At 47.1% G+C, this 21682-nt stretch carries 21 protein-coding genes and 1 riboswitch; of the genes, 5 read left to right on the top strand and 16 right to left on the bottom strand.

Annotated features, from left to right (window positions below; translation table 11 throughout):
* The first annotated feature begins 90 nt into the window (after positions 1–90).
* On the top strand, positions 91–537 hold the full coding sequence (locus E8L90_RS08050; RefSeq protein ID WP_137028776.1) for a hypothetical protein: 447 nt from the start codon (positions 91–93) through the stop codon (positions 535–537).
* 172 nt (positions 538–709) lie between these two features.
* Here E8L90_RS08050 and E8L90_RS08045 read toward each other — a convergent pair whose 3' ends face one another.
* Positions 710–913 (bottom strand): cold-shock protein, encoded by a 204-nt coding sequence (locus E8L90_RS08045; protein ID WP_007729289.1) that lies wholly within the window; start codon positions 911–913, stop codon positions 710–712.
* Positions 914–1342: 429 nt separating this feature from the next.
* Between E8L90_RS08045 and E8L90_RS08040 the strand changes: the two genes are divergently transcribed.
* Both E8L90_RS08040 and E8L90_RS08035 read left to right on the top strand, forming a co-directional pair.
* Complete coding sequence (locus tag E8L90_RS08040) at positions 1343–1687, top strand: rhodanese-like domain-containing protein (protein ID WP_244297178.1); 345 nt, start codon at positions 1343–1345, stop codon at positions 1685–1687.
* Positions 1688–1771: 84 nt separating this feature from the next.
* Positions 1772–1928: riboswitch (cyclic di-AMP (ydaO/yuaA leader) on the top strand.
* Positions 1929–1935: 7 nt separating this feature from the next.
* Entirely contained in the window at positions 1936–2739 is an 804-nt protein-coding gene (locus E8L90_RS08035; RefSeq protein WP_137028772.1) for a CAP domain-containing protein, read from the top strand.
* 64 nt (positions 2740–2803) lie between these two features.
* On the opposite strand, the gene E8L90_RS30240 is transcribed toward E8L90_RS08035, so the two are convergent.
* The 3 genes from E8L90_RS30240 to def all read right to left on the bottom strand — a co-directional run bounded on the left by E8L90_RS30240 (position 2804) and on the right by def (position 4617).
* Complete coding sequence (locus E8L90_RS30240; protein WP_167497589.1) at positions 2804–2959, bottom strand: hypothetical protein; 156 nt, start codon at positions 2957–2959, stop codon at positions 2804–2806.
* A gap of 101 nt (positions 2960–3060) precedes the next feature.
* On the bottom strand, positions 3061–4071 hold the full coding sequence (locus E8L90_RS08030; protein WP_137028771.1) for a homoserine dehydrogenase: 1011 nt from the start codon (positions 4069–4071) through the stop codon (positions 3061–3063).
* Between the two features lie 30 nt (positions 4072–4101).
* Positions 4102–4617, bottom strand: coding sequence for a peptide deformylase (gene def, locus E8L90_RS08025; RefSeq protein WP_137028769.1), 516 nt, complete (start codon positions 4615–4617; stop codon positions 4102–4104).
* A 178-nt stretch (positions 4618–4795) separates the two neighbouring features.
* On the opposite strand from def, the gene E8L90_RS08020 reads away from it, so the two are divergent.
* Positions 4796–6103 (top strand): aminotransferase class I/II-fold pyridoxal phosphate-dependent enzyme, encoded by a 1308-nt coding sequence (locus tag E8L90_RS08020; RefSeq protein ID WP_137028767.1) that lies wholly within the window; start codon positions 4796–4798, stop codon positions 6101–6103.
* A gap of 135 nt (positions 6104–6238) precedes the next feature.
* Here the strand turns inward: E8L90_RS08020 and E8L90_RS08015 are convergent, their stop codons facing one another.
* From E8L90_RS08015 to dacB, 9 genes are all read right to left on the bottom strand, one after another.
* Positions 6239–7138, bottom strand: a complete 900-nt coding sequence (locus E8L90_RS08015) for a DMT family transporter (protein WP_137028765.1) — start codon at positions 7136–7138, stop codon at positions 6239–6241.
* Between the two features lie 61 nt (positions 7139–7199).
* On the bottom strand, positions 7200–8375 hold the full coding sequence (locus E8L90_RS08010) for an acyltransferase (RefSeq protein ID WP_137028764.1): 1176 nt from the start codon (positions 8373–8375) through the stop codon (positions 7200–7202).
* A 126-nt stretch (positions 8376–8501) separates the two neighbouring features.
* The gene (locus E8L90_RS08005; RefSeq protein WP_244297177.1) at positions 8502–9212 is read right to left on the bottom strand and encodes a YqjF family protein; all 711 of its coding nucleotides are present in this window, start codon (positions 9210–9212) and stop codon (positions 8502–8504) included.
* 90 nt (positions 9213–9302) lie between these two features.
* Positions 9303–10715: an FMN-binding glutamate synthase family protein gene (locus tag E8L90_RS08000; RefSeq protein ID WP_137028760.1), complete on the bottom strand. Its 1413-nt coding sequence runs from the start codon at positions 10713–10715 to the stop codon at positions 9303–9305.
* Between the two features lie 583 nt (positions 10716–11298).
* Positions 11299–12642 carry a branched-chain amino acid transport system II carrier protein gene (gene brnQ, locus E8L90_RS07990; RefSeq protein ID WP_137028758.1) on the bottom strand — a complete coding sequence of 448 codons (1344 nt, stop codon included), beginning with the start codon at positions 12640–12642 and terminating at the stop codon, positions 11299–11301.
* A 184-nt stretch (positions 12643–12826) separates the two neighbouring features.
* Positions 12827–13519 (bottom strand): YheC/YheD family protein, encoded by a 693-nt coding sequence (locus E8L90_RS07985; protein WP_137028756.1) that lies wholly within the window; start codon positions 13517–13519, stop codon positions 12827–12829.
* A 38-nt stretch (positions 13520–13557) separates the two neighbouring features.
* Positions 13558–13950, bottom strand: coding sequence for an aspartate 1-decarboxylase (gene panD / locus E8L90_RS07980; RefSeq protein WP_015891382.1), 393 nt, complete (start codon positions 13948–13950; stop codon positions 13558–13560).
* Between the two features lie 89 nt (positions 13951–14039).
* Positions 14040–15104 carry an Ldh family oxidoreductase gene (locus tag E8L90_RS07975; RefSeq protein ID WP_137028754.1) on the bottom strand — a complete coding sequence of 355 codons (1065 nt, stop codon included), beginning with the start codon at positions 15102–15104 and terminating at the stop codon, positions 14040–14042.
* A 166-nt stretch (positions 15105–15270) separates the two neighbouring features.
* Positions 15271–18165: a D-alanyl-D-alanine carboxypeptidase/D-alanyl-D-alanine endopeptidase gene (gene dacB / locus E8L90_RS07970; RefSeq protein WP_137028752.1), complete on the bottom strand. Its 2895-nt coding sequence runs from the start codon at positions 18163–18165 to the stop codon at positions 15271–15273.
* A gap of 179 nt (positions 18166–18344) precedes the next feature.
* Between dacB and E8L90_RS07965 the strand changes: the two genes are divergently transcribed.
* Positions 18345–18887 (top strand): hypothetical protein, encoded by a 543-nt coding sequence (locus E8L90_RS07965; RefSeq protein ID WP_137028750.1) that lies wholly within the window; start codon positions 18345–18347, stop codon positions 18885–18887.
* Positions 18888–19149: 262 nt separating this feature from the next.
* Here the strand turns inward: E8L90_RS07965 and E8L90_RS07960 are convergent, their stop codons facing one another.
* Genes E8L90_RS07960 through E8L90_RS07950 form a run of 3 tightly spaced genes read right to left on the bottom strand, consistent with a single transcriptional unit; the run spans position 19150 to position 21554 of the window.
* On the bottom strand, positions 19150–19881 hold the full coding sequence (locus E8L90_RS07960; RefSeq protein WP_137028748.1) for an ABC transporter permease: 732 nt from the start codon (positions 19879–19881) through the stop codon (positions 19150–19152).
* A gap of 12 nt (positions 19882–19893) precedes the next feature.
* On the bottom strand, positions 19894–20643 hold the full coding sequence (locus tag E8L90_RS07955) for an ABC transporter permease (RefSeq protein WP_137028746.1): 750 nt from the start codon (positions 20641–20643) through the stop codon (positions 19894–19896).
* Positions 20643–21554, bottom strand: a complete 912-nt coding sequence (locus E8L90_RS07950; protein WP_137028745.1) for an ABC transporter ATP-binding protein — start codon at positions 21552–21554, stop codon at positions 20643–20645. Before E8L90_RS07950 ends, E8L90_RS07955 begins: the two co-directional genes overlap by 1 nt.
* Positions 21555–21682 lie beyond the last annotated feature (128 nt).

Raw genomic sequence — 21682 nt, 5'->3', positions numbered from 1 at the left:
CGTCCCCTTACGTTCGCCGTTACAAATCAAGTCAAGAAACAATATCGTATTATTGTCCCACTAGATTACACAAGAATGGAGTGAACATGGATGTCTGAAATCGAACACGACGACGATCAAGGTCATACTGAAAGAAAAGGTCACAAACGCCCAAGAAGAAATACTGTGAGAACGACTGGTATTTTGCAAAACAACCTCGCTGTTGCTCTCACCGCTCACCTCGACCTGGTCAATCTGAACACAGAAGAGGTTGAAGTACGTGTGCAAGTATTGAACTGGGGTAACGCAGTTACGCAAACAAATCCAGTTAGCACCTTGCTTGACATCACGCAATTTATCCCTGCGAATACTCGCACTGCTTTCAATGCACTGGTCCCCGCTTCTTTCCACTATGAAGTGCGCCTTACCGTAGCAGAAAACAACAGAAATGTCCTTCTCACCACTTATGGCCGTACTTCTATCGGCGGCGGTCAAGTTGTTGGTCTTACCGTTCTTGACAGTCAATTCCAAACTGTCGAAATCGAAACTTGTATTTAACTATCTTGAAGGAAGAAAATGAGGAATTATGGTGGGTCGCCATAGTTCCTTTTTTTATCCGTTCGCATCCAGGAAAAGGCGCTGGGGACGACCCCAACGCCTTTTTACTTCTATGTCCTACAACAAAAAGAAACTGCCCTCGAAAGGACAGTTTCACTTTTTAAAAGGAGACTTACAGTTTTACTACGTTCTCAGCTTGTGGGCCACGGTTGCCTTGAACGATGTTGAATTGAACTTTTTGACCTTCGTCCAAAGTTTTGAAACCGTCACCTTGGATTGCGCTGAAGTGAACGAATACATCGTCTCCGCCTTCTACTTGAATGAAACCGAAACCTTTTTCTGCGTTAAACCATTTTACTGTTCCGTTCGTTTGCATTTAAAAAAACCTCCAAAAATTCAATTTGAATATGCTAGTCATATTTACCGAAGCAAATAAAGCTCACATATCATGAAGAAATACCAGATCATGTGCGATGATACGCCTTCATGATATGTGAATTTTACTTACTCAGCAAATATGCGAATGTCATAGGACGGAACTGCAAAATAAAAACTAAACCTTTTGAAAACCTAAAACAATGAAAGCCCTTCCTCTCTTCCATCCTTGCGGCTCCGATGACCGCGCCAGTGTGAATCGGGGATTCAAAAATGTTATCCATCAGCATACAAACACCTCGATGAATGATTAGGTATCAATTTTTCAAGTAGCAACCTCATTCTACCATGGTTGTCCAATAAAAGCAACCGTTCAGCCTTATACTTGGCGAAGCAGTACTCTGTTACAATAGTAGTAGGAGGGATTACATTGCAAAATCATACGTTGACAACGATTCAATTATCTGAACTGCTTAAAAAGAAGGTGCCTGTACTTTTATTGGACGTACGCGACGTCGAGAAATTTATCACCGGTAGTCTCGTTCACGAAAATGCATCGACACGAAACGTTCCCTATCTTCTAATGAAAGAACAGGACAAGCCGCTCGATGAAGAAACCGAAAAACTCGCGCAAAATGTGCAGATCGTTACCGTATGTACAACAGGTAACAAAGCTCAAAAAGCTGCGGCTCTGCTTCGTGAGCATGGTTTTCATGCAAATGCATTGGAAGGCGGCTTAACTGCATGGAAGGAACAATCAAACGAACCGAAATGAGCCTAATTTATCAACGATTCTAGCTATTTGCCATATATTACTCCTTTATTTCGATTGGGATTGTCTGATATTGTTGTTCATGCCAAACGAAATAAGCCGAGACTTCCTCTTTGAAAAGGAAGTGCGGGGGACTTTTTTGTGGATGAGATATTCCACATGGGGTGAATCGCCGAATTGGCGTAGGGTTGTTTCCTCAACCCGAATCCGACAACTAACCTCGTAGGCAAAAAAAAGGAGAGATTTGTTTTATGAAACGTTTTGGTTCTGTTACAATCGCGATGACTCTTGGTCTGGGCTTGGCTTTGACAGGGTTTGCTTCTTCTGCTTCCGCAGCTTCTAACTGCCCATTGAAGAACGGACAATTCCAATTCAATGTGGGTCAAAATATGGGACAATTCCAAAAAGCACCAAATGCACAACAGTTCATGAACTTTTTCCAAAAACAAGGCTTTGTTCCTGGCCAGCAACAAGCAGTACAGCCGATGCAACCTGTTAAGCAAGGACAAGCTACACCTGTACAACCATGCCCGATTCAACCAGGATCTTACCAACCTGCACCCGTACAACAAGCTCCAGTGCAACAAACACCATTACAACCAGCACCAGTTCAAGCTGCACCAGCGCAACCTAGCAAAAACGTTACTCAACCTGCCGCTCCAGCAAATCAAGTGGAACAAGGAAAAACGGGTGATTTTGCGAAACAAGTCGCGGATTTGGTGAACCAAGAACGTGCCAAAGCAGGTCTCAATCCTGTTCAAATGGATGCAGCATTGTCCAAAGTAGCGTTGGCAAAAGCACAAGATATGTCTGCTAACAACTACTTTGACCACAACAGCCCAACCTACGGTTCCCCATTTGACATGATGAAGCAGTATGGCATTCAGTACTCGACTGCAGGTGAAAATATCGCCATGGGTCAACAAAGTCCACAAGAAGTCATGCAACAATGGATGAACAGTGAAGGCCACCGCCAAAACATTATGAATCCTGCGTTCACAAAAATTGGTGTAGGCTTCACAAATGGTTACTGGGTACAAGAATTTATCGGATAAAACGCTTTGCACGAAACGAAAAGCCGGTGTCTCTTCATCGAGACCCGGCTTTTTCGTGTAGGCATTATTCCTGCTGTGTTTCGGATGCCTGGTTTTTGGGGGTACAACAGCAGCTATCCTGCTCATTTACCAAAGCGACGTTCTTTTGATGCATTTTTTGCTTGGTTGGATAAGCAGATACTTGCTGCAGCTCGGCATTAACATCAGACGATTGGTTCATCCGTATGGCCCCCCTCGCCGTTTTTGGTGGTGCATCCCTAGTATGCTCGCCGTTGTAAACAACTCATTCCTAAGGAACATTGGAAGCACATGCAACTTAGGCTATCTGCTAATGATATGTTCAAGGTCTTTTAAGGCAGCCGCTGCTGCCGCGACAGGGTCCGATTTTCCTCCAACAACCAATAAATCCCCCATGACATCTGTTTCTACCCGTATGGCTTTTGTCGTACCTGATACGGATGCAAATGGATGGGTTAAATCCAATGCACACAGTTCAACTGCTACAGAAACCGTACCATTCGCTTCCTTTTGAATAATTCCGATCAGCTTGGGAATCTTCGCATGCTTTTTCCACGTCTCGATTTGTAACGAGGTTATTTCGCGAATACTTGCGCGTGCGATATCAGTTAGATTTAGTTGCGCGCCAAAAGCGGCGTTTGCCAAGATCGTGAGCTTTGAAGCTGTATCCCAACCATCGATATCGTATGAAGGATCCGGTTCGGCAATCCCCAACTTCTGAGCGAGCTCGACTGCTTCTATACAGGTGAGTCCCTCTTCCATCATTTTTGTGAGCACGAAGTTCGTTGTTCCCGTAAAAATACCTTCGACTCGTTTCACTTCACAGCCTGCCAAGTTATACTGCAATAGATCGATCGTCGGCAGAGCTGCTGCTGTTGCTCCACTCCCTTTCAACACGGTGCCATGTTTTTTGGTTAGAGCGGCTAGGCCAGCATAATCGACAACAAGTGCACCTTTTGAAATCGCGATTGCATGCATAGCATTTTCCAATGCATAACGAATAAAAGTAAGACCGGGTCCTCCCTCTTTTTCAGATGGACCAGCCTCAATGAGCACATCCGCTTGAGCTGACTTGATAAATTCCAGCGCGTTCCACGATGGGTTCCTTACTTGTTTTGTATGAGCATATTCTGCCCATTTTCCTGAATCGATTCCGTTCTCATCATAGAGGCCGGAAGCCGAACGAACGACTCCCACGAGTCTGACATCCGCTTGATATAGCTCGCGGTACCGCTCCCGTCGCTGCTCCAGCAGTCTGGCTACCTGCTGTCCAACTGTTCCAAAACCCGTTAACATAATGTTCCAACGCTTCATGAGTCAATCTCCTCGCTGTTTATGCTCCGTTTATTTCCTACTTTTCGCTTGTATCCGGTGCAAATCCTTGCGATTCAGTTTTTTTCCTGTTCTTGCTGAGTAGAGCTCTTCCGTATGATCAATAAACAAGATTCCTTCCAGATGGTCCATCTCGTGCTGAACACACCGAGCAAGGAAATCTTCGGCTTCGATTGTCTTGGTTTCTCCTTGGCGGTTCAGCGTCTGAACTTTGACATAATTCGCCCGACGAACGAGTCCAAAAACACCTGGTATCGAAAGACAAGCTTCTTGCCCTACCTGCTCACCTGATTTTTCCGTCAATACCGGATTGATTAGTTCAATCAAGCCGCTGCCGCAATCCATCACAACTAAACGCTTCGGGATGCCAATCTGGATCGCAGACAAGCCTGCTCGACCTTTCGCAGCGTAAATCGTTTGGGCCATATCATCCAAAATTTTTTCAACCTGCGGGGTAATGGATGGTACTCTTTTTGACGTTTCACGCAAGATAGGGTCCCCCAGGCGAACGATCATGCGTTCAGCCATTTCCTTCTCCCTCCCGCATTACTCAGTTTTCGATATCAAAGTAGCAAATTAGGTCTTCGGTGTCAAAAGGAACCTCGCAAAATCTGAAATATCCCGCTGTGCAAGGGTGACAAATGCATGTAGATACGCTATCTTTATTGGTAAAGATAGATGTTTGTATTTGAAGAGGGAGGCTACCATGCACTCATTGGCATCAACGCTGAACGAAACCATCCAACGCGAAAACCCACACGTATATGAAATGCTGTCCAATATCGCCAAGCTGATTTATTTCCCAAAAGAGGGGATTCTCAGCCAGTCGGCAGAAGCGAAAGCAAAAGCGAAAAAGTACAACGCAACCATCGGGATTGCACTGGAAAACGGTCAACCGATGCACCTTAAGGTCATCCAGGATAACCTCTCTGCTTACCAGCCAAAAGACATTTACGAATATGCTCCCCCAGCTGGAAAGCCTGAGCTGCGTGCAGCATGGCGTAAAAAAATGATCGAGGAACAGCCTGCACTGGCTAACTATACGTTTAGTAACCCAATCGTTACAAACGCATTGACGCATGGTCTGAGCATCGTATCTGACTTGTTCGCTGACACCGGCGACAGTGTCATCATCCCGGACAAAAACTGGGAAAACTACGAGCTTACTTTTTCGATTCGCCGTGGTGCAGAAATGGTCTACTACCCATTGTATAACGATGAGATGAAATTTAATGCTTCTGGTTTGCGTGATGCGATTCTCGCACAAAAAGACAAAGGCAAAGCCATCGTCGTACTCAACTTCCCGAACAACCCAACTGGCTACACACCAGGTCCTGAGGAAGGAAAACAAATCATCGCTGCACTCAAAGAAGGCGCTGAAGCGGGAATCAACATTGTTGCAGTGACAGATGACGCGTACTTCGGCTTGTTCTTCGAGGATTCGATGCACGAATCTCTCTTCGCTAGCCTGTGCGACGTTCACCCTCGTATTCTGCCTGTAAAAGTAGATGGGGCTACCAAAGAGGATTATGTATGGGGCTTCCGTGTTGGTTTCATTACGTATGCATCCCCATCCAGCGACTTGCTCAGCGCTTTGGAGCAGAAGACAATGGGAATCATCCGCGCGACTCTTTCCAGCGGATCACATCCTTCCCAGACGTTCGTTCTTCACGCAATCACTGCTCCGGAGTACAAAGCACAGAAGCAGGAGAAATTCGATATTTTGAAAGGCCGTGCCAACCGCGTCAAGGAAGTGCTCGACAGCGGTAAATACGATGATGTGTGGACTTACTATCCATTCAACTCCGGCTACTTCATGTGCCTCAAGCTAAAGACTGTCGAAGCAGAAACATTGCGCCAGCACTTGCTGGAACAGTATGGGGTCGGTACAATCGCTCTCGGTCAAACCGATTTGCGCGTTGCCTTCTCTTGCATTGAAGAAAAAAATATTGCGGACTTGTTCGATTTGGTCTACAGCGGTGTGAAAGATTTGGAAAATGCATTGACCAAATAAACAGACCAAGCTCTATTGCAAAAGTGTCTTGACCTCGTGTCAGGGCGCTTTTCGTTTTTTTTCCAAAAAAAAGACCCGGATACCCACGAAGTATCAATACGGGGGTTCCGAGACCTTTCCATCATGCTATTTCTATCAGCTTTCAATCGACTTACGTATATGACGAGGCTGCTGTGTACCGACAAAAATGGAGGCGAGCACCAGGATCATCCCCACTCCATGCATCCAAGTAAATGCTTCGTTCAAGAAAAAGACAGCCGCGAGAGCAGCACTTATCGGCATCATTCCGGTGAACAAGCCCGCTTTGGAAGCCTCCACCTTCTCCACTCCTTTGTACCAGAGAAAGAAGGATAAGATGCTTGCCGTAATCGCATAGTACACAAGAAGCCACCATACATTTGCAGGTACGGCACTCCAGTCAAACCGCAAGCTTTCCCAGATCGCAAATGGAAGAAACAAGACAAAGCTAATGACATTAATCGCAGCCGTCATTTGGAAAGGCGTAATTTTCCCAGACAGTCTTTTGGCGAAAATCGTGAAAAGCGCTTCGCTGACGACTGCAAAAAATACGAGCAAATTACCAAGCATGCTTACCCAGTTTTGCTCCCCTCCGCTTCCTGTGAACGTAATGAAGCCGATGCCGCCCACTGAAAGACCGATCGCCACTAAGCTATTGGCGTGTAATTTTTCCTTGAGAATCCAGAACGAAAACAAAGCGATGCAGGCAGGTACCGTACTCGTAATGATACCGGCTGCAGTAGCAGTCGTCCACTGAACGCCGTACAGCATGCAAATACTAAACAGAAACACGCCGAAGAACGACTGCCAGTATAACACCTTGCCTTCCTCACGGCTCCAAGTCGTTTTCCATTCTCCACGCGTAGCGAGCAGCGGCAATAGGATGACGATCGCGAGCAAAAAGCGCAGCTCCGAAAACAAAAACACAGGGACATGGGAAACAATTTCTTTACCGATCGAGATGTTGCTTCCGACCAAGGCCATAGCCAAGGCTAACTGTATGTAAGCAAACAGCATGACGACCCGCTTCTCCCTTCAACCTCCTGCCATTCTCTACATCTGGCCAAACGGCTTGCGATTACCCTGCGTTTTGCCATTCTTTTTGAGAGGACGGGATCTTCCTTGCCTTTTTCTCTGCTGCCCCCACCAGCCAGGAACCAAACGGCAGTTTTCCAAGCCCAAATGATAGGACAAAAGAAAGAATGGAGCATAGGACGAATGCTACCATACTTCCCCACACGCCCGTGTGAAAAAGCTGAAGCTCGCGTAAGACCTTCATCACGTACGTTAAGATCAGCGCGTGAATCAAATAAGCTCCGTACGAATATTTCCCAAGGAGTCCTAGCCAATGTGTCCATTTGGACTGCTTTTTACTCATCCATAGGCAGAGAGCGTACACAGCCAATAAGCAAGCCATCGTATAGAGGAACATGGACGGTTTTAAGGATGTCGCTACGTTTAAATTGATTTGGCCTGGCCCTGAATCACGGAAAAGCTCATAACCAATGACTGCGTACAGGACACCAACCGAAACGATGATCCATTGCCAGTATCTTTTCAGAATGGCACGAAATGCAGGCAATGTGAAGGCGACCAAGCCGCCGAACAAAAAGTAATAGAAATAATAGAACGCATTTCGATCGCGGTATTTGATGAAATACGTATCAAGCCAATTCATATCGAATCGAAAACCGTGCGCCGGGATGTACCGCACTGAAAACCACATGAGACCCCCATAAATTAATCCGGTGACACCAAGAGCGACAACGAGACGGAAGCGACTTGTTACGAATCTGCGGAAAAGTTCAAATACTTTTTGCCAAAACGGATACAAAAGATAGAACTGGAAAATCATCACGACGAACCACAGATGATAGGAGGATGTCCCTGTCAGGAAATTTTTGCCTACATTCCAAAAGAACGCTGCTCCCTCACCCAAGGGCTTCCCCATCAAGTAAAGATAGACCACTGACCATATTCCATACGGAACCAAAATCTCGGTGATCCGTTTACGTGTGAAGGAAATATAGTTCACTTTTTCAGAGTAGTTGTAAAACAAAACAAGACCCGTTATGAAAATGAATGCTGGTACCGCGAATTTCAGCAAATGAAACAACATTCCGTAGATGATCGACGCTTGCTCTGTCAGTCCCGGCTCGCGGATATACACGCCAATGACATGCTGATAAACCACAGCCAAGAATGCAAAGGCCCGGATCAGATCCAATTCACGAATTCGTTCTTTTCGAGCCATAACTAAATACCAAATCCTTCCTATCCTGGCGAAAAAAGTGTTACCTCCAATCTTACCGACTAAAAGTCAGTCTGGCAAGCCTCAAATCCAAGAGACTGATACCCTTTGGAGCGGTATCAGTCCCTACTATCCACCTTGATCCGAAGATAGATCCGCTAGTCTTTGAATCGGCCATATCAGGCTTTGTACCCCACGTGAATACAGTGCTAGATGTGGGGAATCTGTTAGTGGGATCGACAGGTTTTCGGTCATCGAGTTTTCATGAATATGAAAGTCTGTCTCCTGTAGCTGCCACGGCTCGTGCACCACATCCGCATACATGATCTGCTTCTTTCTGTTACACCTGCAAAAGAGCGTGTATCGTTCTGTCAGCCAATGCACCAGTGTTCCCTCTTTGGCGAAAAATTTGTCAGCGTGAGACTGGTAGCTGCCTTTGAACGAGGGAAACTGAGGTAGACCAGATAGTCGTCGAGAGGTAAAATCTATCCGATTCACTTCAGAATGAAAAGCCATTTGAGCCCGATAATACGGCAGTCGATACCAAAATTTCGCAATTCGGATTACCAGAGGATTCGATGTATCCAGTGAAAGAAAATACACGCCCGCCTTCCCTTTCGCCTTCACATACGTCCGCACATTGATTTCAGGGAAAGTTGTCGTGAATGGTACGGATGGCATTCGACGCAGACGCACGCCACTCAGCAAAAACGGGATAATACTGATCCATGCCTTGCCATCGTATGTATCGAGCTCAAGTCCCGCTGGAATCAACGCTTTGATAGACGCTGGGGAAATTGCCCAATGTAAAAAAAGAAGATGCTCCCACGTCTGCGTCATGGTCCATCCATTATACTGTGTAAGCAACTTGATTTGGATGATCCTCTGTTCGATACGAATTCCTCCCATTCGTACGTCTATCAAGCGATTTTAACTGGAAGAGGATGAATGAAAGGCAAGGGGTACTTTCGTCACTTTGCTCGTCATCTCATCGAGTGAGACGAGATCCGCAGCGGTAACCTCACGAAGAGACGTTTTCCCCAGCGCAAGGACGGCAATTTCGATCTCATCCACAAACGAAAGAAAAAAGTTAGTCAAGTATTTCGCGGCTGAATTGGGGTCGAATTTGTTTTTCAAGCTCCCTGGATAGGTGGTCAGCTCTGTCGGTGGTTCCCACGGTATTGCTTTTGTCACCTGATCATGAGTCATCGCCCACAAAATAGCCGTCCCCATAAAGATGCCGTCTGCTCCTAAAGCAATCGCCTTCAAGCACTCACCCGGAGTATTATATCCGCCGCCAGACAATAAGGTAATTCGTTCTTTCACACCTTTTTTCTTCAAATAGCGCACGGCGCGGGTCAGCGCATAAATCGTTGGCAAACCGAAATCATCCTCCAGAATTGGAGGTCCTCCTTTTGTCCCCGCTTGTCCGCCATCAATGCTGATAAAATCTACTCCAGCCTGGATTACAATCTCCAAGTCTTTTTCAAGAATGGCACTGGCACAGATTTTGACGCCAATCGGTACGCCGTCTGTTATTGTGCGCAACTTGTCTACGAGCTTCTTTAGATCCTCCGGCTTCGATACTTCCGGATGCCGCGAGGGAATGACGACCATTTCTTCATCCTGAACCCCCATGATTTCAGCAGCTCTTCCCTGGATATATTCAGCGGGGATAAAGCTCGCGGCAGCTGCAGTCGCCCCTTGCCCAAAATGGATTTCGATGGCGTCCGCTTGTCGCAAAATTTCTGGCTCCTTTGCCCACTTTCCCGAGTTGTATTGGAGAATCAGATGTTTGGCGAATTTCCTTTCTTCCGGCAGTAACGGACCTTCACCCGTATTCGTCAAAGTCCCCACGGCGGCCGTTCCTTTTGCAATCGCGATTTTCACATCCTCACTTACACCGATACCGTAACCCATTGCCCCTGCCATGATCGGAATGTCCAAGGTTAACGGCTTTTTTGCCATGGGTCCAATCGTGAGTTGCATATCCACTTCTGTATCCTCACTCGAAGGCATCTTGGCTATCTGTGCAGGAGAAAAAATCAAGCTATCGAAGTTCAAGAACTTGCGTGGACTTCCGAAAGGACGCTCAATGGCTTGTCCAGTAGCTGCTCGCAAGCTGTTCTCCAGGACGTAGCGTGGACTGACTTTGGTCATTGCGGAGACCATCTCAAAAATATTTTCCGGATAGCGGTCTGACATGAGGCGCTTCATGAACTTGGCTAGCACCCACTGGGTAAGAGGGCGAAAAAGACAGATCAAAAGCAGTCCCACCACGATGAGTGCTGCCATCGATCCTACAAAGGAGCCGATCAAAAACGGAATCCAGTTGCCAGCCATCCTTTTTCTCCTTCCTACTGTCAGAGCACTGCTGCTTGTTACTCGGTTTGTGAGATAGGAAAATTTTGTCCCAATCATGCCACTTTTATCCGATGCTCTGCCTGTGCTGAAGGAACAAAAAAACGCCAAGATTAACTGGACGTTTTCGAGCCAAACCTTTTCCACAAATAAAAATAACAGGACGTCAGCACAAGCACGACAGCAATTGTCATGAGAGTGTCAAATCGCATGAGATTCTCCTTTTCGTTTCATTTGTAGAAATTTGCCGTATGTCAAACAGCGCCAAAACCATTCTGCCGATCAGTTCCAGACGCTTCAGCATGCGCTTGCCGCGCTCTTTTTCGATAAAGAAGCAGGAATGACGTGATGTAGAAAGCGCACAGACTAAGACCGCTCCAGCTAACAAATGTCTTGACAACGATCGAGATCGAGGCAGGAAAAGTTTACGATGCCAAATTGCCCCCCTCGACTGCTCCTTCAGCTTTAACACTTTTAATACGAGTGAACCTCGAAAAAAGTAACAAAATGCTTCTTCCACAAAAAGAGAGCTTCGCGAAAACGAAGCTCTCTTCTACATGCTGCCTTATTTGGATGGGGAAGTCGTTGTTCCTCCTCCTGTCCGGTCTGTCCTTTTTCGAAGGTCGAGCAGAACACCAACAAAACCAGCAAATACCGCTGGCATGATCCAACCGGCGCCTTCCTTATAAAACGGAAGGACACCCAGGATATCGTTCCAGCTCTGATTAAAAAACGTAAGATTCATCAAATCCACGACACCAAAAACCGCCACAACTACGACAGTCGTCATATACACAGATGAATGCGCAGGTATCCAGCGCTCTAGCAACGCCAACAGGATGAGCACGATCGCAATGGGGTAAATAGCACCTAGAATTGGGACAGATACACTTAGAATCTCCGATAGTCCTAAGTTTGCGACCCCCATGCTCAGGATACAGAGAATCACTGCCCATCCCCTGTAGGACAAGCCTTTGAATCGTCCATGAAAGTATTGGCTGCAAGAAGTTACGAGTCCAATTGATACACAGAGGCAGGCAACGGTAAAGATGACGCCAAGAATCAATGTACCGCTTGTACCAAATAGCTGCCTCATGATTGCTGTCAGGAGCAGCCCGCCATTCTCCGGCCTTCCTAGAGAGGCACCGGATGAACCCAGTAATCCTAAAATGACATAGATGAATGTCAGCAACATACCTGCTCCGATGCCTGCTTTGATCATATTCGCGGACAGCTGCTTTTTGTCCTCAATTCCCTTGCTCCGCAGCGTATTGGCGATCACGATACCAAATACGAGTGCAGCCAAAGCATCCATCGTTAAATACCCGTCCAGAAACCCTTGCACAACTGGACTGGTGGCATATTTTCCTGCTGGTACCCCCGTTGGACCAAGTGGTGTGAATAAGCTCTTAACATAGATCAAGGCAATCATAGTCAACAATGTAGGAGTCAGTATTTTCCCAAAGCGATCAATCAATTTGGAAGGAGTTAGACTAAACCAAAAGACAATGCCAAAAAATACGATCGTATAGAGGAAAAGACTCCAGGTAGAATCAGTGGCTTGTACCGGCAAAAACGGCGCCATTCCCATCTCGTACGCGAGACTGCCTGCACGTGGGATGGCAAGTGCGGGTCCAATCGACACATAAATCAAAATAGGAAAAATAAGAGCAAAGCTTGGATGAACACGACTTGCCAATTGGTAAAAGCTCCCTGCCTTTGCGATGGCAATCACACCAAGAATGGGAAGACCAACAGCAGATAATACAAAGCCTGCAATCGACAGCCAAACATAGGAACCAGCTTCTTGACCCAGATAGGGTGGAAAAATAAGGTTTCCTGCACCAAAAAACATCGAAAACAGCATAAAACTGACCAGCAGCATTTCTTTCTTAGACAAAGTTATCATCAGCGTGTATATTACCTCCCATCTTATTGAGAGGCATTCTATCAACTTTTGCGTTCCTTCGCTAGTAGCAACGCCATAGTTGTAATTGAAAGATTTTTCTCATTTTCATTCGTTGTAAAAAAACAGAGGAAAACCACCTGTCCATCTCTCACCGTTTGAACAACATCGACAAGTGGTTTTTCTCTTATCGTTTTCGCATGGAAACTATTCGTTTGTAAAAGGTCTTATCCTCCAGCTTTTGAAAGAGAGCAAGAGAAGGTCGGAAGTTGGCCTCAATAATCCACGGTTTGCCATCCACATCAATCCCTAAGTCCAAACCAATCTCTCGGAGTGTCGGATAGGCTCTTCCCAATCGTTTAGCAACCGCCGTAGCTATCATACGGATATCACTCATGAGATGCCGACCCGCTTCGATATTGGACAGCTTGATTGCCGTCTGGATGGGCAAAACCTTTCCACGGCTACGAGCCACATTTGTCACGACATAGCCCGGACCTGCAAGCTTTGCACACCACCCTGTTATTACCCAAGGCTCCTTATTGCTCCTGCGCTGGATCATGACACGCACATCAAAAGGCTTGCCCTTGATTCTCCCGAGTGGGATACGTGGCTGGAGCAGATATGTTTTCGGTCGAAACAACGATTCCACATATCGGATCGTGGCCTCCTTCCCCTCCACGAGCCGCTGACGACTCCCACTATGGACCAAATACCTCTCTTCTCCTCGCGCCGTTACTTGGATAATCCCTGCCCCACCGCCGCCTCCCGAAGGCTTCAGCATCACGTGTGTAAACGTTTCTGCATACTCCCAAAGCTCTTCAGGAGAGTACACGCGGGTTTTGGGCAAATACTCCAGCAAAAGTTCGTCTTTGACCATGTGCTTATGCTTGCCCCATTTTCCTACGTTTGGCGGTTTTATGGCAGTGTCTCTCCATTCTTTATCAGATGATGCTCCTCTATTTTCGTGATGCGATTTTGTTCGTCCACAAATACGACCTTGGGAACGAGCTGCTCCATCTCGGATTCATCGTACATGCCCATACTCAAAATGATGACGAGATCTCCTGGCGAGAATAGGTGGGCAGGTGGACCGTTCAGACAGATGACTCCGCTACCCGATGCTCCGGGTAACGCGTATGTTTTCCAGCGCGTGGCATTACGCAAACTGGTTACTTGCACGATTTCATAAGGCTTGATATCTGCCGCATCCATGAGTGCAACATCAATTGTGATACTCCCCACGTAATCCAGTTCGGCCTGCGTAACTGTCGCCCTGTGAATTTTGCCTTTGCACATGTGTCGTTGCATAGGCGGTTCACTCCTTTCCAAACCGATGACATGACATTAGTCTATGTGCGATGTATTGTCCATGAAACCTCCTGCGATAGGAAATCTGGTTAGGGGAGATAACACGCTGCCTGCAAATCGACTCCATAGGTGCGGCATAATTGGCTCAGTTCTTTTGTCAGATTTGGATCGAGAGGAATACCGTTTTCCATGCGTTCTTGCTTTTTTCGGCTCTCGATCTCCCCAGGAATGAAAATGTCCGTGACACCTTCTTTCCTAGGTACACTTTTCACCTCACGAATGTAGGCATCCATATTGGCACAAAAATCGGGGAGTGGCATAAATCGTTCAATATCCACTGTCAAGAATAGATGTCCTACGTTTTGTGGATCGTGCCAATTGTCATACAGGCTTTTTACATGTGGTCCCGTTGCTGCACCGGTTAGCAGCCCACACAAGATATCGATGAACATCGCCAATCCGTATCCCTTTGCTCCCCCGATCGGCAAAAGTGAGCCTAGCAAGGCTTTTGTGGGATCAGTCGTTTCCTTCCCATTGGCATCGATGGCCCAATCTGCAGGAATGGATTCTCCTTTTTTAACGGCTAAGGCGATTTTTCCCCTGGCAGCAACACTTGTAGCCATATCTAGCAAAAAGGATGGCTCTTCTCCTGCCGGTATTCCCGCTGCAATCGGATTTGTTCCGAAAAAAGGGCGAATCCCACCTGTTGGCGCCATGGCTTCGGGGGCGTTGGAAAGGACAATGAGAATCTTTCCTTCCGTGATCGCTCTTTCTGCATAGTACGAACAGGAGCCAAAGTGGTTGGAATGACGAACACCAACTAGCCCGATTCCCATCTGCCGCGACAATTTAATCGCTTCCTCCAATGCCGCAACCCCAACTACCGCACCCAACTGGTTTTTGCCGTCTACCAGTGCTGTTGCTCCCTCCTGTTTCCATACCACAGGTTCATCATTCAATTCGATCAAGCCTGCTTCGATTCGTTGGATATAGATCGGTAGCCTCGCCAAACCATGGGATTCGACGCCGCGCAAATCAGCATGGATGAGGGATTCTGCGACAAGCCTAGCATGCTCATGTCTGGCACCTGCCTGTACAAGCACTTCTGTTACGACTTGCTCCAAACGCTTCCAATGAAAGAGTGCAGGGTGCATCTTTTCTTTTTCCCCTCCTTCACCACTGTTCTATACTTCGTCTGCTTCCTAATCTGAATATAGATATGTCACCCGCTGATTGACCGCTACAGGCATTGACCCAGTTCAGGCGGCGATACCAACAGAAAAAGGAGCACCCAGTAATTGGCACTCCTTTTTCGTATACCTATTCGTAACTGGCTAGTATCGTAATAATCTGATCCTGCATCTTGGTAAACAGCTCTTCATCCTCGACATACCCGTTGAACATAATCGATACGATGAGCTTCTCTTTGCCTTTGGTCGTGATATAGCCCGACAGCGTGTTCACACCTGTCATCGAACCTGTTTTCGCGTGAAGATTATTCACGGCAGGTGTGTCCTTCAAGCGGTTTTTCAGTGTACCATCCATACCCGCTATGGGTAGGGAGTCATCATAAGTGGCAAATGTCGATTCCTTGGTCATCCCCTCAAGTACGGATACAATCTGCCGAGCAGAAATAAGATTGTAGCGGGTCAAACCTGATCCATCCATCATGTCAAAGGTGGTATTCCCGCCAAGTGAAGCTACGGTTTCCGAAACGACCTCTGCACCAATGGCTGCACTCCCTGTCCCTTTCTTTGCGGCTCCGAGCGTCTTGAGGAGCATTTCTGCGTAGTAATTGTCACTACGCTTGTTGAGGTACAAAACGATGTCCTTGAGCGGCAGTGACTCAAATTGTGTCCATTTCACTGCTGCTGGAGGAACGGGCTGGATCATCACTTCGCTTTTCGGAGCAAATGCAATTCCTTGCTGCTTCAACGTTTCCTTTAGCACGGTCCCCACGTACTTGGCTGGCTCTTCCACAGGTACACGCTCGTAATCCCCTTCGTGATCAAGTGGGAGGTTTCCTGACAGTCTGATGGTATTTGTTCCACGGTCACGCAGAATAGCAAACGTATTTTCTCCCCCTTTTTGTATGGTCTTGGCTTCATTGATTACTTGTACATACCCTGTTTTGGGAAGCAAATTGATTTCCACTGGTTTGCCAGCATCATTTGCGGGCTTGAATTCGATCATGACCGTCCCACGGTTCATTGCAAGAGCCCCTATGGTCGGGTTGTAATAGTAGCTCTCGTCATCCCATGCCCAGCCGAGACCAAGCCGTTGTTGATCAAAGTAGCTTTCATCCATCACGAGGTTCCCATTAATACGCGTGATTCCTTGTTGCTTGAGCCACCCTGCTATTTTTTCAATCGACACACCTTCCTGCACCTGAAGCGCATTCTCCGTATGCAAGGTAGGGTCACCATATCCTTTCACATACAGATTGCCTTGTTGTATGCCCGTAGAGGTGATCGGAGCGTCTCCATACACTTCCGTTTTGAATACGTAATCCGAACCAAGCTGGTTCAACGCTGTGGCAGTCGTCAATAGCTTCAGATTCGAAGCTGGGGTAAGCAATGTGTCCGCATCCCGCTCGTATAAAACAGGGTCACCCGGTGAATCCAACGATTTGATCATGATTCCAGCCGTTACACCTGCTGCTTCCGGCGTATCGAGAATAGGATCAATCAAAGCAGAGAGTGGGTACGTCTTTTTCTCTGGAGGGCTGAATCCTTCTGGTGCTGCGATTTCCGGGTAGGTTGTTAACAAAATTCCGATGCGATCCTGTAGCTCCCTCGCATACTTCACTTTATAGATGCCGTTGATCAGAATCGAAAAGGCCAGCTTGTGACCATTTTTTGCCGTTACATAACCCGACAGGGTATTGACTCCGCTTAACGAACCTGTCTTCGCAATCAGATTCTTTTCCGCACTGGTTCCTTTCATGCGGTTTTTCAAGGTGCCGTCCACTCCTGCGATTGGGAGTGATTTTTCTAGTTCCGTTCGATATTCTTGCTCCTGCAAAAAGATGAGCGTCTCGATCATCTGTTCTGGAGTGATCATATTAAATCTCGATAACCCCGAGCCATCGACCTGACGGAAGCCTGACTCAATGCCAGCGCGCTTCATCACGTCCGCTACCGCCTCACTGCCTGCCTCAAAGCTTCCCTCGCTTTTCTGCGTAACGCCCAGCGTCTTTACAAGCATCTCTGCATAGAAGTTGTCACTGTCCTTGTTGAGCTCCACCGTGATCTCACCCAACGGTTTGGACAAGTGGGTATAGAACGGTACTCCGCTTTGCAGCACTGTCTTTTTCACTTCTGTCTTCGGATGTAAGGCAATCCCTTGTTTTTGCAACTGCTCCTTCCATAGATCGCCCACATAAAAAGCCGGGTCTTCCATCGTGACATCTTCCTCATAAGGAGCTGCTTGCATCCCGATCGTCCCGGATACGATGATTTCATTTTTTCCGCGTGGTCGCTCGACAAGCACGTTGCTCCCCTTTCCCACTGTCGTTTTCAACTGGTTTGTGACTGTTATGTATGTGGTGGCTGGGTTCATAGTCAGGACAGGCACATCGTTCACCGTTTTACCAGGGGTTGCGGTTAGGGTCGTAACGTTTTTATTTACGGCTAATCCACTTACCTGAGCGCTGTACCCATACGGTTCGTCATCCCACATCCAGCTCGTACCCAATCTGGTCTCATCGAAATAACTGTCATCGAGAAGCAGGTTTCCATTAATTCGTTTGATCCCCAAATCTTTGATGGCTTTTGCCATTTGTTGCAAATCCCCTGGACTCAGGCTAGGGTCCCCATACCCTTTTAAAATCAGATCTCCTTGCAAAATGCCACCGTTATTTACCTTTCCTGAAACAAACACCTCGGTCTTCCACTGATAATCTGGCCCCAGCTTATCCAGACCCGCGATTGTCGTAAACAGCTTCATGTTGGAAGCTGGGATAAAATTACGTTCGGCATTGTGCTTATATACGTACTTTTTGTCGGTTAGATCGTAGACTGCGATTCCAGCGTACATCCCCTTGCTATTCTCATCGTTTTTCAAATCGGCGAGGAATTTTTCTATGCTGAGTGCAAGAGGACTAGAAGAAGCGACCTCTTCCTTGGCAACCGCAGGCGAAGCTGCTACCTGCAACAAGAGAGCCAACACGAAGAACCACGTACCGACACGTCGAAAAGCAAACAAATGATTCATGATAACCTCCTTGTCATAGTCTGGGCGATTTCAACCAACAAATCACAGTACGCCATCATGATAGCATGTTTTCTTTTTATTCGGAATATTACCATTATACTAAAAATATACAAGCATGAACGATACCCATTCCGTTCATACTACCTTCAAGACTTCTTTTGTTTGGAGGAAATGGTTTCATGTTCTATCAATTGCTGCTCAGTTTGTCACTTCTTTGCACCTTTTCATTCCCTGTCCATGCCCAAACCGACATCGGGCGTGTACATGTAGATTCCTCTCCGTACCCTTCTTTTGTGGAGCTTGTAAAAAGGTCAGACTTGATCGTCTTCGCACGGGTAAACGGTGCGCATCAGCCTTATCCAACAGGACGCACCATTCCCCAAGGCAAGATCGTGAATTTCACACAGAGCCTCCAAGTAAAAACAACAATAAAAGGCACACCGTCCAGACGATTAACAGTGATTAGCACTGGCGTAGAGCCGCTTCCCGATGCCTCCAGTCCACTCAACCTCACATATCCTGGGCCGCTTTCGGAAGGGAATTATTTATTGTTTTTACGAAAAGTGAGCGGATCACAGCTGTACAGCACAGCAGGTCTCTGGCAAGGCGTTTATCCGATCTATCAAGGAAAAACCATTACTCTTTCCAACCTTGGCTTTCCCGAGCTAAACCAACTGTCCCAAGAAGAAGCCATCCGAAAAATAACAGCGATATCCCGTTAACACCACAGCAAAAAACCGCTCTCACAAACGAGCGGTTTTTTGACGTTACCATCATGTGCTGTCAGTTGCGCATCACGTAGATGAAAACCACCATAGACACAGCACAAGCGAGTACGCTGAGAATAAACCCCCAGATCACCCATTTGCTATTCGTCTTGTTTATGTGTTTGTCGTCCATGGAAACTTCTCCTCATTCAAGCATTCACCTTCTATTATAAGGTTGTTTGACAGGAAAGGGAAACCGTTAATATGGCGAAAACTATTAAAGACCTTCTCTCGTAAGACGACGAATCCCCAGTGCACAGCCGCTCGTCACGAACAATACACACATGACGACAAACGTCCCCAGCTCTCCTAGCGACAAACTCTCTTGACTGAGCACGCCCATGCCAATCGTTAAAAGTGACAGAGGAAAAAACATCCCGAGCCCAGACACATACAAGCCCAACCCTACAAAAACAGAGCAAACACTAATGCCGACAGGTACAGCAAAGCTCTGTATCTTCATGGAAAGCCATAGTTGGAAGGCGATGATGGTGAATGAAGCCAGCCAGCCTCGCATGATCCATCCGAACACTTCCGAAGGAAACGAATAATGTGCGTGTAGTCCAGCGATGAAACCCGCGCATATATACAGCACAAAGAAGAAAAGCTGCACACCCAACAGGAGAACGCCAATCACCACTAGCTTCGCGAGAAAAATCGTTGGAGTCGATACAGGCGCAGTCAGGATTACATTCCAGTTACGGTTGACATGCTCCAGTCTGCACGCAAACGAACAGCAGATAGCGATGAGAATGGGCAAGAAAAATTCTCCGTAGAATAAGCTCACCTGCGTCCACAGGCTGTACCAGCCATTTTGCAGGATCGCTTGGTTCATCCAGTAGTTGGCAAAACCGATCAGTGTACTGAACACAGGAAGCACAAGCAAAACGAGCCATATGCGAGAGCGTCGAAGTTTTACCCATTCTGCTCCCAAACATCTGATTAGCATACAAGGTCCTCCCTATACGTCTTGCCGGGATACGTGAATGCTCCCAGCAAGGTAAAATGCAATGCCCATAAGTACGACGATGATCGGCAAATGAAGTCCGATTTCACGTGTAGTAAACCGCATAGTTTCGTTCACGTACTGATACGTAACGGGCGAAAAGTCTACATAGTACGACCAGATGAAAAGGCGTCCGACTTGTGGCGGAAACAAGCTCGCTGTCATCCCAATGAATCCCCCGATCATCCCGAGGCATAGGCTGAACGCCTGATTTTTGATGGCGAGAGAGACCCATTGTTGCAGAGCGATCACCACGAGGTTTGTTAGCATCGTCCCCGCTACAAAGCAAAGTAACACGCCAATCGGGACTGGCTCTATTAAACCAAAGCCAATGCCAAATGCCACGATCGCCAAAGCCTGTAGAATGACGGCCCCCCCCATCAAAACAGCCGCAGAGACGAATTTTGCCAAATAAACTGCTTTCCGGCTGACAGAGGTAGCCATCAGCAGCTTCCATGTACGTCCTTTGTGTTCCATATCACAAATCCGCGAAACAATGACAGCCGAACCGATCGGCAAAAACAATCCGTTCATGGCTGTAATCGTGACCAGTATGGCGCTCCATGTCGCGGCGTCCGGATTTTTAGTCATGGAGGTACTGACAGCCATAAACCCCCATGCCAGTTCGATACTCAAAAGAATGGCGAGCATGAGAAACAAACGCTTATGTCGAATTTTATAAAACTCTAGCAAAAGCGTCCCCATTACAAGCTCCCCTCCCTGCCAGTAAGAGAGAGGAAAATGCTCTCCAAGCTTTGTTTGTGTACTTCAATGCGATAAACATCAACGCCCGCCATCATCAGCGCCCGGTTTGTCTGCGCTACCTCGCTATCCCCCATGCCTTCCATGACAAGGAAGCCATCTTGGAGACTTGGAGAAAGCTCCCTAGCTTGAAGAACTCTTCTCGCTTTTTCATTGTCCTGCGTTTTCAACCATACATGAGGCCGACTATTCCGTTGTAGTTGCTCCATACTCCCTTGAAACAAGAGTTTCCCCCCGTGGATAATGCCGATGGACGTGGCCACTTGCTCGATTTCCGAGAGCAGATGGCTGGAGAGCAAGACCGTCATTCCATACTGGTGTGGCAATGATCGAATCAATTCTCGAATTTCACCGATTCCCGCAGGGTCCAGACCGTTTGTCGGTTCGTCGAGGATAACGAGCTTTGGAAAATGCAGCAAGGCCATGGCAATTCCCAGTCGCTGCTTCATCCCGAGCGAATACTGATCGACCTTTTTGTTCTGTTGTTTTTCCAAACGGACGATTTGCAAGGCCTTCTCTACCTGTTTGTCCGGTACATCTCGTAGCCGCTGCATGACTCGCATATTTTCCAGACCGGTAAGATGACCGTAATAGGAAGGAGCCTCGATCAAGGAACCCGTCTGACTCAAAATCTCAAGTCGGTTCCTGCTAAAATCCTTCCTGAATACAGATACACTGCCTTCACTCGGCTTGACTAATCCTAGCAGCATTTTTAGAGTCGTCGATTTTCCTGCACCATTTGGACCGAGGAAGCCATAGACCTCCCCTTCTCCTACCGCAAGATTTACTTGCTGGACGCAATAGGCTCCTCCATAGTGTTTTGAGAGGTTTTCCGTTCGAATCACCGTATCCATCTTTTCTCGCTCCTATCTGTTGGTCTTTCCAACGAAATCATAGAGTCCCAACCCGTCGATAAGCTGACAAGAATCTTACGACAACCTTAAATCGACTACGAGTGGGTAGAACACACAAATCTAGCGAG

Origin of the sequence: Brevibacillus antibioticus (assembly GCF_005217615.1) — a bacterium.
GTDB lineage: Bacteria > Bacillota > Bacilli > Brevibacillales > Brevibacillaceae > Brevibacillus > Brevibacillus antibioticus.
The sequence above is the reverse complement of the archived record's forward strand: the minus strand, read 5'-3'. Positions and strand labels throughout refer to the sequence as shown.

Excerpts from the sequence above, each read along its gene's own strand:
- E8L90_RS07955 (WP_137028746.1), bottom strand. The coding sequence starts at position 20,643 with ATGGGGACGCTTTTGCTAGAGTTTTATAAAATTCGACATAAGCGTTTG.
- dacB (WP_137028752.1), bottom strand. The coding sequence starts at position 18,165 with ATGAATCATTTGTTTGCTTTTCGACGTGTCGGTACGTGGTTCTTCGTG.
- E8L90_RS08020 (WP_137028767.1), top strand. The coding sequence starts at position 4,796 with ATGCACTCATTGGCATCAACGCTGAACGAAACCATCCAACGCGAAAAC.
- E8L90_RS08010 (WP_137028764.1), bottom strand. The coding sequence starts at position 8,375 with ATGGCTCGAAAAGAACGAATTCGTGAATTGGATCTGATCCGGGCCTTT.
- E8L90_RS08050 (WP_137028776.1), top strand. The coding sequence starts at position 91 with ATGTCTGAAATCGAACACGACGACGATCAAGGTCATACTGAAAGAAAA.
- brnQ (WP_137028758.1), bottom strand. The coding sequence starts at position 12,642 with ATGATAACTTTGTCTAAGAAAGAAATGCTGCTGGTCAGTTTTATGCTG.
- panD (WP_015891382.1), bottom strand. The coding sequence starts at position 13,950 with ATGCAACGACACATGTGCAAAGGCAAAATTCACAGGGCGACAGTTACG.
- E8L90_RS07950 (WP_137028745.1), bottom strand. The coding sequence starts at position 21,554 with ATGGATACGGTGATTCGAACGGAAAACCTCTCAAAACACTATGGAGGA.
- E8L90_RS30240 (WP_167497589.1), bottom strand. The coding sequence starts at position 2,959 with ATGAACCAATCGTCTGATGTTAATGCCGAGCTGCAGCAAGTATCTGCT.
- E8L90_RS07985 (WP_137028756.1), bottom strand. The coding sequence starts at position 13,519 with ATGGTCAAAGACGAACTTTTGCTGGAGTATTTGCCCAAAACCCGCGTG.
- def (WP_137028769.1), bottom strand. The coding sequence starts at position 4,617 with ATGGCTGAACGCATGATCGTTCGCCTGGGGGACCCTATCTTGCGTGAA.
- E8L90_RS08005 (WP_244297177.1), bottom strand. The coding sequence starts at position 9,212 with ATGACGCAGACGTGGGAGCATCTTCTTTTTTTACATTGGGCAATTTCC.
- E8L90_RS08030 (WP_137028771.1), bottom strand. The coding sequence starts at position 4,071 with ATGAAGCGTTGGAACATTATGTTAACGGGTTTTGGAACAGTTGGACAG.
- E8L90_RS08045 (WP_007729289.1), bottom strand. The coding sequence starts at position 913 with ATGCAAACGAACGGAACAGTAAAATGGTTTAACGCAGAAAAAGGTTTC.
- E8L90_RS08035 (WP_137028772.1), top strand. The coding sequence starts at position 1,936 with ATGAAACGTTTTGGTTCTGTTACAATCGCGATGACTCTTGGTCTGGGC.
- E8L90_RS08015 (WP_137028765.1), bottom strand. The coding sequence starts at position 7,138 with ATGCTGTTTGCTTACATACAGTTAGCCTTGGCTATGGCCTTGGTCGGA.
- E8L90_RS07960 (WP_137028748.1), bottom strand. The coding sequence starts at position 19,881 with ATGCTAATCAGATGTTTGGGAGCAGAATGGGTAAAACTTCGACGCTCT.
- E8L90_RS07975 (WP_137028754.1), bottom strand. The coding sequence starts at position 15,104 with ATGCACCCTGCACTCTTTCATTGGAAGCGTTTGGAGCAAGTCGTAACA.
- E8L90_RS08000 (WP_137028760.1), bottom strand. The coding sequence starts at position 10,715 with ATGGCTGGCAACTGGATTCCGTTTTTGATCGGCTCCTTTGTAGGATCG.
- E8L90_RS07965 (WP_137028750.1), top strand. The coding sequence starts at position 18,345 with ATGTTCTATCAATTGCTGCTCAGTTTGTCACTTCTTTGCACCTTTTCA.